Here is a 15913-nt window from a genome sequence, read left to right as displayed (position 1 = left end):
ATGAAAATTCTGGTGATCGGCCCGTCGTGGGTCGGCGATATGATGATGTCGCAAAGTCTCTATCGTACGCTCAAGGCCGAACATCCTGATGCGGTGATTGATGTGATGGCACCTGAATGGTGCCGTCCTTTACTTTCCCGAATGCCTGAAGTGAATCAGGCGCTGGCCATGCCACTCGGCCATGGTGCGCTGGCGATAGGCGAGCGCCGCCGTTTGGGTAAATCACTGCGCGATCAGGGTTATGATCGCGCTTACGTGTTGCCCAACTCATTCAAATCGGCATTGGTGCCCTTTTTTGCGGGTATTCCTCGCCGCGTCGGCTGGCGCGGAGAAATGCGCTATGGTCTGTTGAATGATGTGCGGGTACTGGATAAGGCCGCGTTTCCTTTAATGGTAGAGCGTTATGTTGCGCTGGCCTATGACACGCCTTTCCGTTCAGCCCGTCAACTGCCACAACCCTTGCTGAAACCGCAGTTACAGGTCAGCGAAGCGGAAAAAAGCGTAATGGCTGCGCAGTTTCAACTTTCCTCTGAACGCCCGGCTATTGGCTTTTGCCCCGGGGCCGAATTTGGTCCGGCAAAACGCTGGCCGCATTTTCACTACGCCGCACTGGCAGAACAGTTAATTCGCGAAGGGTTTCAGATCCTGCTGTTCGGTTCAGTAAAAGATGGCCCCACTGGCGAAGAAATCATCGCGTCGCTGCCCGAGAAAAGTCGTAAGCATTGCCGCAATCTGGCAGGTCAAACCCAGCTGGAACAGGCTGTCATTCTGCTGGCCCAGTGCCGGGCGGTAGTGAGCAATGATTCTGGTCTTATGCACATTGCCGCCGCGTTGAACCGCCCACTGGTGGCTTTATATGGTCCCAGTAGCCCGGACTTCACCCCGCCGCTGTCGGATCAGGCGCGTATCATCCGTTTAATCAGCGGTTACCATCGCGTCCGTAAAGGGGATGCTGAGCAGGGCTACCATCAAAGCCTGATTGACATCCAGCCTTCACAAGTCCATGAAACATTACGCAGTTTGTTGCGTGAAGCCCAGGAGAGTTCATGCACGTCCTGATTGTTAAAACCTCGTCAATGGGGGATGTGCTCCATACGTTACCTGCCCTGACTGATGCTATGCATGCCCTTCCCGGTATTCGTTTTGATTGGGTGGTAGAAGAAAATTTTGCCCAGATTCCTGCATGGCATCCCGCCGTTGATAAGGTCCTGCCCGTTGCAATCCGTCGCTGGCGTAAGCACTGGTTCGGCAGCGAGCAGCGTGAAGAACGGGTTCGATTTAAACGCGATTTACAGTCTCGCCACTATGATGTGGTGATTGATGCTCAGGGGCTGATTAAGAGTGCCGCACTCGTGACGCGTCTGGCTAAAGGTGTCAAGCACGGTCTGGACAGCCGCAGTGCGCGTGAACCCTTTGCCAGTTGGTGGTACGACAAAAAGCACGAGGTCAGTAAGCAGCAACACGCAGTAGAGAGGACCCGGGAACTGTTCGCGAAAAGCCTGGGTTATGAGAAGCCGCAAACGCAGGGAGACTATGCTATTGCTGGCCATTTCCGCAATGTGGCATTACAGGGTGAAAACGCTTATCTGGTCTTCCTGCATGCCACGACCCGTGATAACAAGCACTGGCCGGAATCCCACTGGCGCGAGTTAATTGAACGGCTCCAGCCGACAGGTTTGCGCGTAAAACTGCCCTGGGGCGCTGAGCATGAGCATCAGCGTGCGATCCGGCTGGCTGAGGGTTTTGAGCATGTAGAGGTATTGCCCAGGCTCACTCTTGAAGCGGTTGCTCAGCAGCTGGCAGGTGCGAAAGCTGTTGTCTCAGTAGACACAGGTTTGAGCCATATGGCAGCAGCACTGGACAGACCCAATATAACGTTATACGGTCCGACCGATCCCGGCTTGATTGGTGGTTACGGACAAAATCAGCATGTTTTGCGTCCTGCAGAGGGCAGCAAATTGGCAGATATTAGCGCTAAGGACGTGGCAGATATGGTTTTTGAGATTACCGCATGAAGAAACTTCATATCATTAATCTCGGCAAAATGGGTGGCGTTGAGCGTCTTTTCCTACAGTACATCAACGATTTTTCTGACGGGCGTGACGATGTTATTTGCATCAGTAACGAGATCGATGATGACATTCGCCGTCACATCCCTCAACAAAAAATCATCTTCGCCAATCGATGGTTAAATAACCTGAAAATAAAAGTCCCACAATTTCTTCGGAAATATTTGCTACAAAAGCGCGTAGAGTCGAGCGATGCTGATGTAATCGTCGTCTGGGATTTGATTCCGGGATTAAGCGCAAAACCTGAGCGGGCAAGTCTGGTTTATTACGATCATGGCTGCTCATGGCGATATCCCAAAAATAAAAAAACGCTGGGCTTTATGGCCATGCTGGATGGTGTCATTTCTGCTTCTTATGCCTCTAATCGCGTGATGCAGCTTCGTTTTAATCTGCCCTGTCCCCATCACGTAGTGATTAACCGCATCATGGTGCCTCAGGGAATCCATTCTGGCATCCGGACGCTAAATAACCCGATCCGTCTCGGCACTGCTGCTCGTCAGGTTAGCCTGAAGGGTATTAGCGTCGCGCTGTTAGCTTTAAAGGAATTACGCCAGCGCGGCCGGAATGTCGTACTGGAAATTGCGGGAAAAGGGCCCGATCATGATGCTTTTGTTGCACTCGCTAAACGTTTAGATATCAGCGAATTCGTTACTTTCAGCGGTTTTCAGCATGACATTGGTGCATTTTTCAATCGTATTGATATTTATCTCAGCACACCTGTCACTGAACCCTTTGGTCTTTCCTGTATGGAAGCACTCTATTTCGGCGTCCCCGTGATATTCCCGATGATCGATGGACAACCTGAAGTGGTCAGGCATCAACAATGTGGCCTGGGGTTGATTCCTTCAGTAACGATTGATGAACATGAAAAATTAACAGGAATTCATGTGGATTTCCCTTATAAGATTTACGATCCTGTGCGGGATGTAATGCAAGACGCCAAACTGGTTTCTCATATTGATTGCGCCGATGCCGTTGACGTTTTATCTCAGCATGAAACCTATCAGCAATACAGTGACACAGCAAAAAACTGGACAGCAGAACATTTTGATTATGCGCTGTTTAAGACAGAATTTAACGATGCTTTAATGGACGTTATAAGAAAAAAATGAAAACTGACCATTTAATTATTAAAAAAGAGGCCTTATCTCGCACTATAAAAATACTTATTTTTATAGGGTGTATCTTTTCCTTTATTACTTCGCCGTTCGGTGGTTCTCTTGGCAGAAATGCGTTTTATCTGACGAGTTATCTCTCTTTTTTATTGGTCGTTTTCAATCTAAAAACTTATCTCGTTAACAAACGCAACCTAATATTACCTGGGGCATTTTTTGCTGTTGGGATTATCAGCATAATCTGGACAGTAATGTATAAACAGCCCGGTGATTTTATTAGTCTTTATCGACAGTACCAGTCGACAGGGCGACTACAGATTGCTGCCGCATTTATTTTACTTGTGACGCTCAATGAAAAAGCAGCCCTGCAAAAAAATACAATCATTGCTGCCATTCTTTGTGGGCTGGTTGTGAACGGCTATGCGATTTACCAGGGCATTGACATGCATATCCATCGTGTAGAGCTGAATTTCGACAGGGCGACGGTTGCCGCCTATATTATTACGGCGGTTAACCTGGTTTTCATTAAAGCGGTCTTACTCTTAAAATCAAGACACAGAGTCCTGCTTTTCCTTGCTGCCTTTACCTTTAGCTATGCTTCGATCGTGCTGACCGGAACGCGGGCCGCGATGCTTGCTTATCCAGTCCTGACCTTGATCATTGTGCTGATGAGTACTCACATCATCAGCCGCCGACATAAAATCATTCTGTTCACGCTGGTCCCTGTGATGATTGCGCTAAGTGCAGCCATCTTCCATAACGTTATTGCTTTGCGCATTCAACAATTTAATGAAGATATTGCGCATAAGCATGAGCAAAAAGGTGAAAACTCGATTATTTCGCGCTTAAGTATGCAAACTGTGGCATTTCGGACAGGCTCAGAAGCCATTTGGGGAGAGTCCGCTGAGCAAAGAGCGGAGGAAGCAAAAGCCATTGTGGCAAAAGAACCCGCACTTTATGGCGCGCTTACTTATCTCACGGTTCACATGCATAACGAAGTAATGGAAACCTTTTCGATTAAAGGCATTCTGGGCGTGCTGGCGCTGATTGGCCTGTATTTCTGTTTATTATATAATGCTCTGCTGCCTTATCGTAATCCAGCGTTGTTGGCCGTGACCATTTCGCTCATAACCTATGGTCTGAGCGACGTCATCTTTTTCAGTACTGAAGGCACATTGATCTATTGCCTGGCTGTCATCATGAGTATCTTACTCATAAAAACATCCGATGGATTACAGGAAACGGAATGAGTCAACACCGGGACTGGCTATTAAGCATCATCATCCCTCTATATAATAGTCAACAATATATTCATTCTTGCCTGACGTCGCTGTTCATTCAGGCAGGTGAGGATATCCAGGTCATCATTATCGATGATGGTTCGACAGATGACTCTGCGCTGCGTGTTAAAGAATTGCTGAGCACAAATCCACCCTGTTCAGTTGAATTTATCCAGCAAACTAATCAGGGCGTTTCTGCTGCCCGCAATGCAGGCCTTCAGGAAGCCAAAGGTAAATTCATTACCTTTCTGGATGCTGATGATTTGCTCAGCAGGAACTATCTCTCAATTATCCGGCCGCTATTGTTAGCCGATGTGGATGACCTGATTGATTTTAATTATGCCCGATTTGAGCACAGTATTCCGGAAGCCACAGATGACGAACTGCCCCAACGCATCGCGTACGATTTTTCAGGTCAGGGGTTGAATTGCCTGAATTCACTCTTTACCCGATCCATGTGGCACCTGTGGAATCGCATTTACAGACGCACTTTGCTGGAAGGTGAGCGCTTTGAAGTAGGGAGACGTTACGAGGACGTGATGTTCACTCCCTTTCAATACCTGAAAACACAAAAAATCGCTCATCTTGAGAACACACTCTATTACTACCGTGATAACAACCACAGTATTACGCGGAATGTACGCAAGAGTGATATTCAGGATATGCTGTTCGCGATGAACAAAATGTGTAAGATGGCGCAGTCAAATAATGAACTGCGCGATCTTGCGGCGGGCATGATCGTTAATTGCTTTAATGAAGCCAAAAGCATGTCGAAAAAAGTTTATGGCTTTTATCATTATGACAATCAGACTAAACACGCAATCAAGTCTGCGGCACGTCTTTGCAAGGGCAGTTGCAAAACAAAAAAATACATGCAAATGCGCTACCCGGAAGTCGACACGTTTTTTTCATGGCTTCGCTACAAAAGCCAATAGCGGGCCTTTAACGTTCCCCCGGTCATGACACCGGGGAATGTTTTTTCTTTAGGGCGTATTCAGTCAGCGTCATGCCCTGAGTGCGTACCTGAAGCCAGCTAAACAGCTGTTCCAAATCATCATACAGACGGTCTATATCAGCGTGGTTTTTGAAGGTCGGGCTCCCGTCTGGCATAAATTCAGACGAATGCAGCATGAACTCAACATAATCATTGCCCTGCGCCAGGGTTTGTTCAACCACCTGTTTCATTTGTGCCAGATTTCCACCCACGGGCCTCAACCAGTTTACCCTTGCTCCTCTTGATTTACCCCGAACATTATCCCAGGCTTTTTTTAGCGTATTTTTTAATGCGCCATGCCGGTACTGAATGCTCATCGGTAATTCTAATAAGGTCGAGTCGCCAGGTTTCGAAATGTCGTTGATATCGACATAATAAGCCTGGTCAGGGAAACCACTGTAATCGGTACCGCCCGTTCCCTGAGGTGCCCCCAACGAATTGCGCCAGTCAACACGTGGTGTGACGGAGCAGTCCACCAGATAACCATGCTCAATTAGTGCGCGTGCGTATATTTCATTAAAGGCCCAGCGACCGGCCCGATGACTGCGCATTTTTGTCTCAAAGGCGGTCTCAAGCAAATCCGTCATACGGGCGACTTTATCCCGCAGGATGTTTTCAGGATATTCAATCAGGTAAGGTTTATAACGCCAGTCATCTTCAGTCAGCGCATAATCAGGAGGACTATACCAGGCGTGCAGATGCATACCGATTTCACCCTGCCCCCGTGAAAGAAGGTCACGCCCGAATTCAACATAAGCCGGATCGCTAACCATTTCATAGTTGGTAAGCCAGGTAGGTTTGAACGCGTATTTTTCGCACAGAGACTGAAAACGTGGCAAAAACCGAACATTGTGCGTAGTGACATTGCCACTGCGATTGCGCCAGATATTATCGCCTTCAGTATCCAGGGTGATTAAAAACGCGGGTTTGTCCATAACTTATCCAACAAGCGGTAGAGATCATCCTGCTATGTTACGCAGGGCAACCGACGCAAGCAAAACTATAATTGTCCACAGCGCGATCTTTATCCGTGGTCAGCCGCTAAGTGATATCCTAGAATAATGCGTTTAATCAGGATGTCTTCATCGTAAAAATACGGTAGAAGTATGGCGATGTTTTCTTGATATTCAGTGAGATACCTCAGAACAGTCCGGTCCGTTTTTTGGTATCCCTTTTATGACGGGAAATGTCAGCGTTGAGATCATGCATAAATTGTCGGCGTTGATGAGGTGGTAAGTTGTCCAAGCGTATTTTGATGATAATTGATGGGTTACCCGGCGGCGGCGCTGAAAAAGTGGTGCTGACGCTGGCTCAGGGTATGATCAATGAAGGACATCGCGTATCGCTTTTTTCACTGCGGGACGTTTGCGATTATGCCCTTCCGGCAGGGCTTGATTATCAGGTTATTCGCGACACATGTCGTCGCCCCTGGCGGAAGCTCACAGAAACAGCTCGCCGTGCCACTCTGCTGGACAATGCCGTCCGACTCAGCGAGGCCCGGGAGGGCAAATTTGATTTAGTGCTCTCACATCTTCATAAAACTGACCGCATTGTAAGCGCTTCGCGTGCACTTAACGCCCTTAAGACCTGGTACTGCATCCACGGCGTCTTTTCAGCCTCTTATCTGGCGCGCAAATCCGGCTTTTCGTTGTGGCTTAAACGTCAGAAAATCCGTCACGTCTATCGTAATCGCCAGGTGATAGCCGTTTCTCAGTATGCGCTTGATGATCTAATTACACGCGTTGGCGTGAAACCTTCCCGGACCGGTGTGATTTTCAATCCTTTTGATTTTGATGAAATCAGACAACGCGCATCAGAACCGTGCCCACTTGCAGGCACTGAATTTCTTCTACATATCGGGCGCTTTCATGAAACTAAACGCCACGACCGTTTGCTGGATGCTTATGCGCAAAGTGGGATTCACGCACCTTTAGTTCTACTGGGTCAAGGCAACGAAGGGGCAAAAGAAAAGTTATATCGTCTGGCTCAACAATTGAGTATTTCAGACCGCGTACAATTTGCAGGCTTTCAGTCGAATCCTTATCCCTGGCTACGGCATGCGCGAATGCTGATTTTGAGTTCGGACAGTGAAGGATTTGGCAATGTGCTGATTGAAGCCATGAGCTGTGGAACGCCGGTGGTCAGCACGCGATGCCCCGGTGGACCTGCAAGTATTTTAACCGGCGATTTAGCACGCGGTCTTTCTGAAATGAATGCCGCCTCGCTGGCTGAAAAAATGCGTGACATCTACGCTAATCCGCCCGATTTGAACCAGGTGGACTTAAGCATCTATAGTCTTTCCACGATTTGTCACCAATATCTGCAGTTAGCGGAGACCTGAACCCTCGCGCTCGCCGTTACTTAATTTTTTTGCTCGTTAGCCGTTCTGTCATCGCCTTAACAGATGACAGGAACGGCATGTTCGAGAGGGGCTATGTCTTATTCAGGACGTCTGAAAAAAAACAGGCGACTCACAGAAGGTTGACTGCCTGTATTCTCCTTTTTGCGAGATCCCCTCGAGTTCTCGCCAGGCGTGGATAACGTATTCCGGGGTGAAATCATTGCTTTCACCAGAAGGTGACTGCAAAATTTTGTATTCACCTGACCACGGATGCCAGCCAAGGGCATCCGTATCACCAAAAAACACGACCTGTTTTTTGTGCAAACCCGCTGCGATATGCATTTGACCGCCGTCACTACACAAAATCTGATCACAGCAATGAAAACCCGCCATCAGATCACGCACTGACCCTGTAGGATAGGCTGCTATTCGTGAAGAATTAACTAACTGTAGGAGCTTTTCAGCACGCGCGTTATCTCCCATATCCTCAGGCCCCAGCGCACCCTGAGGTGACCAAAACAGTAATACGCGAGCCTTTTCATCCTTTAAGAGGTGATGGATAAACGCAGCATAATTATCTATTGCCCAGCGGCGCTTTGCACAGCGACTGCTGATATGCACGCCATAAGTCTGGCCCTCAACGGGAAACAACGCATGTACACGCGATTCTGCCTCCTCCCGCTCTGACTTTGTCAGATAAACTCTTACGGGGGGAACGTCGGGTAAATGAGCGGTTAACGATGAGAGGTAAGAGTAGGTGTGTTCAACCTGATGATTTCCAGAAAAATCTGCGCTACTGAAACTTCGGGTAAACCCTTGATTAGGCTGGCCCGCGCCAATGATATTTGTTGCTCCCGCTAAACGTGCGAGACGCAGGCTGTACCTGCAGGGCACCGGATTGGCCAGCACTACCGCATCAAAACGAGTCTGACGCAACATCCAGAAAATTTTCAAACGATGCCAGTAGACACCCATTGCGCTCTCGTTTTTACTACGGTGTTTGGCTTTTTTATAGACATGTAGCGAATCAATGTGGGGATTATTCAGCACCACATCCTGCGCGACTTTGTTAACCAATAATGTCAGTTTTGCCTCGGGAAAAACCTTTTTAATACCTTCCAGCAGCGGGGTGGTACACACCATATCCCCGATGTTATCGCGCCTGATGACGAGAATATTTTTCATACTGTGCCCAGGTTAAAACAGTCATAGCCGGGCTTTTGATCACCCGCACGCAAAAGTTGCATAAAAAATAATTTCTGCTACTCGTTTATTTGACCCTAAATGCACAAAAAGTTCTGAATGCTTTCGTAATAATGCGGGCAAAGTTCCGCCTAGATTTCACTAAAATGCATAATGCCGTGATACAGAATTCGCCTTTATTGTCCATTATCACGCCGATGTTTAATGCTGGTGCCGGTTTTGAAAGCTTTATCCAGTCTTTACTGGCGCAGACGCTCACATCACTTGAAATCATCATCGTTGATGATGGTTCCACCGATGACTCCGGTAAACAGGCTGACAACTACGCGCAACGCTATCCTCACATTCGGGTCATTCACCAACCAAACGGTGGCGTATCCCGTGCGCGCAATGCTGGCCTGGCAGTGGCTCGCGGCAAGTACGTGACCTTTCCTGATGCTGATGACACCATGAAGCCCGACATGTACCAGACGCTGACAGATATGGCAGAAGCGGATAATCTGGATGTAGCGCAATGTAACGCTGAATGGTTTTTTCCGGCCGACAATGCGATTCAACCGCTAATACCGCTGGAGCGCCTTTCTGGCACGACAGTTCTCAGCGGCCCAGAGTGGCTTAACAAGGCGCTGAAAACACATCGCTATAAGCATGTTGTCTGGCTGGGCATTTATCGCCGTGAACTGATTGAAAAAACAAAACTGGCGTTCGAACCCGGACTACACCATCAGGACATTCCGTGGACGACAGAACTTATGCTCAATGTGCAGCGCGTGCGCTACACCGACAGACAACTGTACCGTTATCATACGCATGACGCTTCAATCAGTAACCGCAAGCGCACCGGACAGGCCAATGTCGAATATCAGCGCCATTACCTGAAAATTGCCAGAATGCTGGAAGAGATTAATGCGCGCTACCGCGATAAAGTTAAAATATACCCGACGTTCCATTATCAGGTAACGCACGAAGCCCTGAGCGTTTGTCACAGTATTCGACGTGAGCCCGATGAGGCTGCGCGTCAGGCGATGATTGCAGATGTGTTCGCGACCGGGACGCACAAACGTATGTTGCGCAATGCACGTGGTATTAAGCAGTGGTATCACCTGCTGCTGTGGCTGGGACGGATTTATTACTGGCGCAGGAAATAAGCGCCGTCACTTGCTTTAACCCCTAAAGGGTTTGCCCTACAATCAGCTCACTGAATTTTGAGAGCATTTGAGTATGACAAGCCCGATTCCAGTCCAGTTTGCACCGAAAAAAATACTGATAATCAAACTGCGTCATCATGGCGACATGCTGCTGACCACGCCTGTCATCAATGCTTTGCATCGGCATTACCCACAGGCCGTGATTGATGTTCTGCTCTATAAAGAAACCCGTCCTATGCTGGAAGCACATCCTGCCATCCGCCATCTGCATGTCATTGACCGCGGCTGGAAAAAGGAAGGTGGCTGGCAAAAATTCCGCCATGAAATGGCGCTGGTCGCTGCCGTCCGCAACTGTCAGTATGACCTGGTCATTAACCTTGCCGATCAGTGGCGCAGCGCCATTATCACCGGTTTATCTGGTGCACCAGTACGTATTGGCTTTGCCTTCACAAAACGTGACAAGGCCATCTGGCGCTGGTGCCACACGCATTTGGTTACCACTGAAAATCATGAGCAATTACACACAGTGGAACAAAATCTGTCCGCACTTTCTCCATTGACTATTCCAGCGGAAGGCATCGGTGCCTCAATGCATTTCAGCCCCGACGATGCGCAAAAAGTGCAGGACAAGCTCCGTCAGCAGCAGGTTGCCGGGGGCTATATTGTTTTACAGCCCACTTCACGCTGGCAGTTTAAATGTTGGGAAGAGGACAAGGTCGCGGCCACCATCGATCAGTTAGCCCAAGCCGATCGCAAAGTGATACTGACGGCAGGCCCCGATGCAAATGAACGGGAGATGGTCGAACGTATTCTGGCACAATGCCATTCCCCTCACGTTATCTCGTTTGCGGGTCAACTCTCTTTACCTCAGTTGGCGGCGCTTATCGCGGGCGCGCAACTCTTTATCGGTGTCGACTCCGCGCCCATGCATATGGCGGCGGCGCTGGATACACCCTGCATCGCCCTTTTCGGACCGACCAAGCTGCAGCACTGGCGTCCGTGGGGAGATAACAATCGGGTGATCTGGGCGGGCGACTATGGATCTCTGCCCCATCCGGATTCTATTGATACCCGGACCGATCAGCGTTATTTATCGGCCATCCCGGTTGAGGATGTCGTGAATGCCGCAAGGAGCTATCTGAATGCGTAAGTTACGTCTGGCCATTGTCCGGCAAAAATATCGTCCTGATGGCGGCGCAGAACGGTTTATCTCACGCGCGCTGGAAGCGCTGGGAAGTGAGCAACTGGATCTCAATATCATTACCCGCAGCTGGCAGGGCAAACCCAACCCAGACTGGCATCTGCACATCTGTAATCCAGGCAAACTGGGGCGGGTTTCACGCGAGCGAGGATTTGCACAGGCTGCGCGGGCCTGCTGGGAGCGGGAGAAGTTTGATATCGTACAAAGCCATGAGCGCATCGCAGGCTGTGATATTTTTCGGGCCGGCGATGGCGTTCACCGTGTCTGGCTTGAGCAACGTGCCCGCATTGTATCACCACTACAGCGCCTGAGTGCCAGCCTGAGTCCTTACCATCGTTACGTTTTGCGGGCGGAAGCGGACATGTTCCAGTCTCCCTCACTGAAAGCGGTGATCTGCAATTCTGAGATGGTAAAACAAGACATTTTGCGCTGTTTTACGCTGCAGGCAGACAAAATACACGTTATCTACAATGCGATTGATGCCACGCGCTTTCAGCCTGCGACCGAGGCCACGCGCCATGCCATGCGGACCCAACTGAATCTGCCCACCAACGCGACAGTGCTGATTTACGTGGGATCGGGTTTTGAACGCAAAGGCCTGAAAGCGGCCATTGAAGCGCTGGCCAACAGTCATCGTTATCTGATTGTGGTAGGCCAGGACAAACAGGTAAAACGTTATCAGCAGTTGGCTAATCAACTGAACTGCCTTGACCGCTTGCGTTTTGTCGGCGTGCAGCAGGACGTACAGCCTTTCTATCATGCTGCCGATGGTTTGCTGCTGCCGACCTTATATGATCCCTTCCCCAACGTCGTACTGGAGGCGATGGCCTGTGGTTTACCGGTCATTACCAGCACCGGCTGTGGCGGCGCTGAGTTTATTCGCGAAGGCCAGGAAGGATTTGTTCGCGATGCGCTGGATATTAAAGGCCTGAACCAGGCGATAAACGCCCTGTCGAGTCTGACCGTCGACGCGCGAATGGGAGAAGCGGCGCGGCGCAGGGTTGAGCCATACAGCCCACAGCACCTGGCGCATTCCCTTACCTCCCTCTATGAGCAGGTGCTGCGTACCCAATCATGATGTGAGATGAGTGATCATGCTGTTTCTGATAATATGCAGTAATCTGACTTTAAACTGCTTTTTTGACGCCAACGTGTCATAACGGTAACTATGACGACCATTTACACCGCATTGCTCTATTTCATTCAGCCACTCATCTGGCTGCGCCTGTGGCTGCGCGGTCGTAAAGCCCCGGCCTATCGCAAACGCTGGGCAGAGCGTTATGGCTACTGCGCCGGAAAAGTGAAGCCGGACGGCATTGTCCTGCATTCGGTTTCTGTGGGGGAAACGCTGGCGGCGGTGCCGTTGGTACGCGCGCTGCGTCATCGCTATCCTACCCTGCCCATTACCGTGACCACCATGACGCCAACCGGTTCGGAGCGCGCGCAGTCCGCTTTTGGCAAAGATGTACACCATGTCTATTTGCCTTACGACTTACCCGGCGCCATTAATCGTTTTCTTGATACGGTAAATCCACGTTTGGTCATCATTATGGAAACGGAGCTGTGGCCTAATATCATCCGTATTCTGCATCAGCGCCATATTCCGCTGGTGATCGCCAATGCTCGCCTGTCAGAACGCTCAGCCAAAGGCTATCGCAAGCTGGGCAAGTTTATGCGCAATCTCCTGCAGAGCATCACGCTGATCGCTGCGCAAAATGCCGAGGATGGTGAGCGTTTTATCCAGCTTGGGCTGAAACGCTCTCACCTGTCGATCACCGGCAGCCTGAAATTCGATATTTCAGTTACTCCCGAGCTGGCGGCACGCGCCGTCACGCTGCGTCGCCAATGGGCTCCGCGCCGTCCGGTCTGGATCGCGACCAGTACACATGAAGGTGAAGAAGCGATTCTGTTGGATACGCATCGCCGTTTACTGGAGACCTTTCCCGATCTGCTTCTGATTTTGGTACCACGCCATCCTGAGCGCTTCAACGATGCGCGCGAACTTACTCAAAAACGTCACTTCAGCTTTACCTTACGCAGTAGCGGAGAGATCCCCTCCAGTTCAACACAGGTTGTCATTGGTGACTCAATGGGCGAACTGATGCTGCTCTACGGTATAGCCGACCTGGCTTTCGTAGGAGGCAGCCTGGTTGAGCGTGGCGGTCATAATCCGCTGGAACCGGCAGCCCATGCTATCCCGGTACTGATGGGCCCGCATACCTGGAACTTCAAAGATATTTGCAGCAAACTGCAGGAGGCACAGGGATTGATCACTGTGACTGACGCGGCGTCGCTGGAAAAAGAAGTGACGAATTTGCTACAGGATGACGACTATCGTCGTTATTACGGTCGCCACGCCGTCGAGGTGCTGCACCAAAATCAGGGTGCGCTGCAGCGCCTGCTACAGTTACTTGAACCTCATTTACCGCCACGGGCTCATTGATGACCGCTACGCGCCAACGCCTTTCAGTGGTGATGATTGCCAAAAATGAAGCCGCCTTGCTGCCTGACTGTCTTGCCTCAGTCAGCTGGGCCGATGAAATTATCGTGCTGGATTCCGGAAGTACCGATGACACCCTCTCGCTGGCTCAACAGGCCGGCGCACAGGTTTTTCAGGCAACGGAATGGCAGGGTTATGGAAAACAACGCCAGCGGGCGCAAAGTTTTGCCTGTGGCGATATGATTTTGATGATCGATGCCGACGAGCGCGTGACGCCAGAATTGCGTCAGGCGATTGAACAGGTTCTGGAAGCGCCGCCGGGGCCAACCGTTTACAGCCTCAGTCGTAGCAACCTGTTCCTCGGCCGTTTTATGCGTCACAGCGGCTGGTATCCTGACAGAGTGATGCGTCTGTATCCGCGTACACTGGGTTATAACGATAATCAGGTCCATGAGTCACTCAAAACCGAAGGTGCGCCCGTTAAGGTACTGAAAGGGGATTTACAGCATCTGACCTGCCGTGACCTGATGGTTTTCCAGCGAAAACAACTGGCTTATGCTGAAGCCTGGGCGCAGGAAAGATTCCAGCGTGGAAAAACGTGCAGCCTGTTTTCTGTCTTCAGTCATACAGCGGGTGCCTTTGTAAAAACGCTGCTGCTGCGTGCCGGATTCCTTGATGGCAAACAGGGCTGGCTACTGGCAGTCGTTAATGCCCAGTACACATTCAATAAATATGCAGCGCTTTGGGCGCTAAATAAGACTTCGGCGGAAGGGCGCACATGACGACAAAAGCGATTTATCCTGGCACCTTCGATCCCATTACCCTGGGCCATATTGATATCGTCACTCGTGCAGCACAGATGTTCGATCGGCTTGTTGTGGCGATTGCCGCCAGCCCGAGTAAAAAACCGCTGTTTACGCTGGAAGAAAGAGTGGCGCTGGCGCAACAGGCCACTGCACATCTACCCAATGTCGACGTGGTCGGTTTTAGCGATCTGATGGCAAACTTCGCCCGGGCGCAGCAGGCAAATGTGCTGGTTCGTGGATTACGTGCCGTGTCCGATTTTGAATATGAAATGCAGCTCGCGCGTATGAACCGACACCTGTTGCCAACGCTGGAAAGCGTATTTTTAATGCCTTCAGAAGGCTTTTCTTTTATCTCATCGTCACTGGTCAAAGAAGTGGCGCGGCATGGTGGCGATGTCTCTGCCTTCCTGTCCGCACCTGTCCATCAGGCCTTACTCGCAAAGCTGCCTTAATGCTGGCAGTTGGGGCACCAGTAGGTGCTGCGCTGCCCGTGCTTCCCACTCACAATCGGCGTGCCGCATGCCCTGCAGGGTTCGCCAGCCCGGCCGTAAACCTGTAACTCCTGAGCAAAATAGCCTGGCTTGCCATCGCTTTGTAAAAAGTCACGCAATGTCGTTCCACCCTGCTCGATAGAGCGGAGCAGTACCGCTTTAATAGTGTTAGCCAAAAACGCCGCTTCATCGTGAGACAGGCTCATCGCTGCTCGATCAGGCAGGATCCCTGCTGTAAACAGTGACTCGCTCGCATAAATATTGCCCACGCCCACCACGACTTTATTGTCCATCAACCACTGCTTGATCACTGTTCGCTTACCGCGGGATTTTTCAAACAAATAGTCGCCACTGAATATTTCACTCAGTGGTTCTGGACCTAAATGGGCAAGTACGCTGCTTCCGTCCAGATCGCTGCTCCACAACCAGGCACCAAAACGTCGGGGATCGGTGTAGCGCAGGACCTTCCCGTTGCTCATCACCAGGTCAACATGATCGTGTTTGGCGGCAGGCAATTCTTCGGGCAGAACGCGCAGACTGCCAGACATACCAAGATGGATAATGATCCAGCCGTGTGGCAGCTCAAGCAAAAGGTATTTAGCGCGCCGCTGAACACTCAGTACTGGCTGATCGCTTAATGCGAGGATTTCATTGGATACCGGCCAACGCAAGCGTGCGTTGCGAACGACGGCGTGAAGAATTGTTTGACCAACCAGATGTGGCTCAATGCCGCGTCGGCTGGTTTCTACCTCTGGCAACTCTGGCATAACCTCTCCCCTGCGCATTACACAAACAAAAAACCCGGCCGGAGCCGGGTTTTTAGCA

Annotated in this window: 15 protein-coding genes; 12 read left to right on the top strand and 3 right to left on the bottom strand. The window is 50.4% G+C overall.

The window, feature by feature from the left end; translation table 11 throughout:
- The 5 genes from rfaF to G5574_RS14160 are packed head-to-tail and all read left to right on the top strand — an operon-like array spanning position 1 to position 5399.
- Complete coding sequence (gene rfaF, locus G5574_RS14180) at positions 1-1059, top strand: ADP-heptose--LPS heptosyltransferase RfaF (protein ID WP_164482767.1); 1059 nt, start codon at positions 1-3, stop codon at positions 1057-1059.
- Positions 1047-2015 (top strand): lipopolysaccharide heptosyltransferase RfaC, encoded by a 969-nt coding sequence (gene rfaC / locus G5574_RS14175; RefSeq protein ID WP_054632875.1) that lies wholly within the window; start codon positions 1047-1049, stop codon positions 2013-2015. Before rfaF ends, rfaC begins: the two co-directional genes overlap by 13 nt.
- Complete coding sequence (locus tag G5574_RS14170) at positions 2012-3181, top strand: glycosyltransferase (protein WP_054632874.1); 1170 nt, start codon at positions 2012-2014, stop codon at positions 3179-3181. The genes rfaC and G5574_RS14170 overlap by 4 nt, the downstream gene beginning before the upstream one ends.
- Positions 3178-4434, top strand: a complete 1257-nt coding sequence (locus G5574_RS14165) for an O-antigen ligase family protein (protein WP_164482766.1) — start codon at positions 3178-3180, stop codon at positions 4432-4434. The genes G5574_RS14170 and G5574_RS14165 overlap by 4 nt, the downstream gene beginning before the upstream one ends.
- Entirely contained in the window at positions 4431-5399 is a 969-nt protein-coding gene (locus G5574_RS14160; RefSeq protein WP_164483238.1) for a glycosyltransferase family 2 protein, read from the top strand. Before G5574_RS14165 ends, G5574_RS14160 begins: the two co-directional genes overlap by 4 nt.
- Positions 5400-5421: 22 nt before the next feature.
- On the opposite strand, the gene G5574_RS14155 is transcribed toward G5574_RS14160, so the two are convergent.
- On the bottom strand, positions 5422-6393 hold the full coding sequence (locus tag G5574_RS14155) for a polysaccharide deacetylase family protein (protein WP_054632871.1): 972 nt from the start codon (positions 6391-6393) through the stop codon (positions 5422-5424).
- A gap of 320 nt (positions 6394-6713) precedes the next feature.
- Here G5574_RS14155 and G5574_RS14150 point away from each other — a divergent pair, with 320 nt between their 5' ends.
- A complete protein-coding gene (locus G5574_RS14150) occupies positions 6714-7799 on the top strand; it encodes a glycosyltransferase (RefSeq protein WP_033738067.1) in 1086 nt (361 codons plus the stop codon).
- A 102-nt stretch (positions 7800-7901) separates the two neighbouring features.
- On the opposite strand, the gene G5574_RS14145 is transcribed toward G5574_RS14150, so the two are convergent.
- Positions 7902-8984 carry a glycosyltransferase family 9 protein gene (locus G5574_RS14145; protein WP_054632869.1) on the bottom strand — a complete coding sequence of 361 codons (1083 nt, stop codon included), beginning with the start codon at positions 8982-8984 and terminating at the stop codon, positions 7902-7904.
- Positions 8985-9148: 164 nt separating this feature from the next.
- Here G5574_RS14145 and G5574_RS14140 point away from each other — a divergent pair, with 164 nt between their 5' ends.
- The 6 genes from G5574_RS14140 (at position 9149) to coaD (ending at position 15049) form a co-directional block, all read left to right on the top strand.
- Positions 9149-10150, top strand: coding sequence for a glycosyltransferase (locus G5574_RS14140; protein WP_164482765.1), 1002 nt, complete (start codon positions 9149-9151; stop codon positions 10148-10150).
- Positions 10151-10223: 73 nt separating this feature from the next.
- Positions 10224-11300: a putative lipopolysaccharide heptosyltransferase III gene (gene rfaQ / locus G5574_RS14135; protein WP_033738063.1), complete on the top strand. Its 1077-nt coding sequence runs from the start codon at positions 10224-10226 to the stop codon at positions 11298-11300.
- Complete coding sequence (locus G5574_RS14130; RefSeq protein WP_058701566.1) at positions 11293-12429, top strand: glycosyltransferase family 4 protein; 1137 nt, start codon at positions 11293-11295, stop codon at positions 12427-12429. The genes rfaQ and G5574_RS14130 overlap by 8 nt, the downstream gene beginning before the upstream one ends.
- A 90-nt stretch (positions 12430-12519) precedes the next feature.
- Positions 12520-13794, top strand: coding sequence for a lipid IV(A) 3-deoxy-D-manno-octulosonic acid transferase (waaA, locus tag G5574_RS14125; protein ID WP_039342468.1), 1275 nt, complete (start codon positions 12520-12522; stop codon positions 13792-13794).
- Positions 13794-14573, top strand: a complete 780-nt coding sequence (locus tag G5574_RS14120) for a glycosyltransferase family 2 protein (RefSeq protein WP_164482764.1) — start codon at positions 13794-13796, stop codon at positions 14571-14573. Before waaA ends, G5574_RS14120 begins: the two co-directional genes overlap by 1 nt.
- On the top strand, positions 14570-15049 hold the full coding sequence (gene coaD, locus G5574_RS14115; protein WP_164482763.1) for a pantetheine-phosphate adenylyltransferase: 480 nt from the start codon (positions 14570-14572) through the stop codon (positions 15047-15049). Before G5574_RS14120 ends, coaD begins: the two co-directional genes overlap by 4 nt.
- Here the strand turns inward: coaD and mutM are convergent.
- On the bottom strand, positions 15046-15855 hold the full coding sequence (mutM, locus tag G5574_RS14110) for a bifunctional DNA-formamidopyrimidine glycosylase/DNA-(apurinic or apyrimidinic site) lyase (protein WP_033738058.1): 810 nt from the start codon (positions 15853-15855) through the stop codon (positions 15046-15048). The two genes, coaD and mutM, sit on opposite strands and share 4 nt — an antisense overlap.
- Positions 15856-15913: the final 58 nt, after the last annotated feature.

The organism is Pantoea stewartii, from assembly GCF_011044475.1.
Lineage (GTDB): Bacteria > Pseudomonadota > Gammaproteobacteria > Enterobacterales > Enterobacteriaceae > Pantoea > Pantoea stewartii.
The sequence above is the reverse complement of the archived record's forward strand: the minus strand, read 5'-3'. Positions and strand labels throughout refer to the sequence as shown.

What these genes read in the sequence shown, in the direction of transcription:
- G5574_RS14165 (WP_164482766.1), top strand. Translation starts at nt 3,178, where the DNA reads ATGAAAACTGACCATTTAATTATTAAAAAAGAGGCCTTATCTCGCACT.
- G5574_RS14170 (WP_054632874.1), top strand. Translation starts at nt 2,012, where the DNA reads ATGAAGAAACTTCATATCATTAATCTCGGCAAAATGGGTGGCGTTGAG.
- G5574_RS14140 (WP_164482765.1), top strand. Translation starts at nt 9,149, where the DNA reads ATGCATAATGCCGTGATACAGAATTCGCCTTTATTGTCCATTATCACG.
- G5574_RS14145 (WP_054632869.1), bottom strand. Translation starts at nt 8,984, where the DNA reads ATGAAAAATATTCTCGTCATCAGGCGCGATAACATCGGGGATATGGTG.
- G5574_RS14160 (WP_164483238.1), top strand. Translation starts at nt 4,431, where the DNA reads ATGAGTCAACACCGGGACTGGCTATTAAGCATCATCATCCCTCTATAT.
- G5574_RS14155 (WP_054632871.1), bottom strand. Translation starts at nt 6,393, where the DNA reads ATGGACAAACCCGCGTTTTTAATCACCCTGGATACTGAAGGCGATAAT.
- coaD (WP_164482763.1), top strand. Translation starts at nt 14,570, where the DNA reads ATGACGACAAAAGCGATTTATCCTGGCACCTTCGATCCCATTACCCTG.
- G5574_RS14120 (WP_164482764.1), top strand. Translation starts at nt 13,794, where the DNA reads ATGACCGCTACGCGCCAACGCCTTTCAGTGGTGATGATTGCCAAAAAT.
- rfaF (WP_164482767.1), top strand. Translation starts at nt 1, where the DNA reads ATGAAAATTCTGGTGATCGGCCCGTCGTGGGTCGGCGATATGATGATG.
- G5574_RS14150 (WP_033738067.1), top strand. Translation starts at nt 6,714, where the DNA reads ATGATAATTGATGGGTTACCCGGCGGCGGCGCTGAAAAAGTGGTGCTG.
- rfaC (WP_054632875.1), top strand. Translation starts at nt 1,047, where the DNA reads ATGCACGTCCTGATTGTTAAAACCTCGTCAATGGGGGATGTGCTCCAT.
- mutM (WP_033738058.1), bottom strand. Translation starts at nt 15,855, where the DNA reads ATGCCAGAGTTGCCAGAGGTAGAAACCAGCCGACGCGGCATTGAGCCA.
- rfaQ (WP_033738063.1), top strand. Translation starts at nt 10,224, where the DNA reads ATGACAAGCCCGATTCCAGTCCAGTTTGCACCGAAAAAAATACTGATA.
- waaA (WP_039342468.1), top strand. Translation starts at nt 12,520, where the DNA reads ATGACGACCATTTACACCGCATTGCTCTATTTCATTCAGCCACTCATC.
- G5574_RS14130 (WP_058701566.1), top strand. Translation starts at nt 11,293, where the DNA reads ATGCGTAAGTTACGTCTGGCCATTGTCCGGCAAAAATATCGTCCTGAT.